The following is a 1,631-nucleotide window of genomic DNA, read 5'->3' as shown; positions in this document are numbered from 1 at the left end:
TCAGATGCCCCCCTTATTAAGGGGGGATTAAAGGGGGGACTAAGGGGGGATCGGCACCCCCCTTATCAAGGGGGGCAGGGGGGATCGAACCTAAAATCCATTTTTAATTTAATTATAACCAGCTACTTAACTGATAACTGATAACTGATAACTGATAACTGATAACTGTTTACTGATAGCTAAAAAAATCTTTAAACTTCTAATAAATTTTCTAGGCGATCGAGAACGATATCGGTGATACACTTAATTCGGTATAAACAGGCTTTAGTATCTGTGGAGTTGAAAGTGCCATTTTCCCAATATTTGTTACTACCGGCACCACCCCCACAAACCCCAAAATAATCGCAGTTTTGCCGACATAAATCGACTCCACCGCGCATATCAGCGTAAATTTGTTTAAATTTCTCGGTTTCACAGATAGATTCCAGAGAATCGGTCAAAACATTACCAAAGATAAAATCGCCGTAGGGTTGAGTTTTAATCGATAGTAATTCCGGATCAAAGGTGGAAAAATTACCTTGATTATCAAAATTGACAATCATAAAAGGTCGATTCATATCGGTATTTTCTAAGCGTTCATCCGTATAAATCAAACTACAGATCGATTCAAATTCTCGCAGCTTAAATTCTCCTTGTTTGGCCGTGACTAACTGCCAAAATCTGGCAATAAACTGGCGATAACGTTGTTCAATACCTAATTTATCTAAGGAAGATTGTGAATGAATACCCTCAGTTTCTTCCATATTAAAAGCCACATCGGTAAGACCATGATCCCAAAAAAAGTTAAAAATTTCGTCGGGATAGTCGAGGGAATCTTCTGTTAAAACAGCGATGATACTGACATCAATTTCATGTTTTTGCAAGAAAGAAATCCCCCGCATTGTAGCAGCATGACTGCCAGTTCCCTTGCGGTTTTGCCGGTGGATATCGTGAATAAAGGCCGGTCCATCAAGACTGACTCCCACATAAACATCATGCTTTTTAAATAATTGACACCAAGCATCGTTAATATAAGTGGCGTTAGTTTGTACTGAATGACGAAAACAGTAACCCTGCTGATTATATTTCTCGCTAACTTCCGCAATTTTAGCAAAGGCACTTTCATAAAAACTGATGGGAACTGCTAAGGGTTCGCCGGCGTGCCAGCAAATGGTAAAATCATTTTGGAGAAAACGACTACTAAAAACCCTCTGAAAAATCGGCTCGATTAAATCTAAGGATAGGGTATTTTTTAAATGGCGATCGGGTAAATAACAGTAATCACAATTGAGATTACAAAAAGAAGTCGGCTGCACGACTACTAAAGTAATTGGACCACAATCCGACCAATCTATATTTGTGTTTTTTTCCATCATTCTATTTTTAATATTCTCACTTAAGTATGATAACTGATTCTGGGGAGTCTATCTTAATTTTACCTATACTATTTCCTATTCCCTCAATAATAAATAATATAATTGACCGGGAGTATTAATTAAACCGGCTCGCTCGCCAGCATTTTTTCCTGTTCCCATAAAAATATCTACCCTCCCAGTACCTTTAATCGCGCTGCCAGTATCTTGATCGAGAACATAGCGACTAACTAATTTTTTATTAAGATTTCCCTGGGGAATTTCTGTCTCAATTACTGC

2 protein-coding genes are annotated in these 1,631 nt (G+C 38.2%); both read right to left on the bottom strand.

Annotated elements, in window-relative coordinates; translation table 11 throughout:
* Positions 1-191: 191 nt before the first annotated feature.
* Entirely contained in the window at positions 192-1,352 is a 1,161-nt protein-coding gene (grrM, locus tag PX484_RS18750) for a cyclophane-forming radical SAM/SPASM peptide maturase GrrM/OscB (protein WP_288105090.1), read from the bottom strand.
* A gap of 78 nt (positions 1,353-1,430) precedes the next feature.
* A partial coding sequence (locus PX484_RS18745; protein WP_288105088.1) for a 3D domain-containing protein occupies positions 1,431-1,631 on the bottom strand: 201 nt, incomplete at its 5' end.

Origin of the sequence: Microcystis sp. M49636_WE2, from assembly GCF_030065375.1 — a bacterium.
Classification (GTDB): Bacteria; Cyanobacteriota; Cyanobacteriia; order Cyanobacteriales; family Microcystaceae; genus Microcystis; species Microcystis aeruginosa_C.
This window is presented reverse-complemented; position numbering and strand designations above follow the sequence as displayed.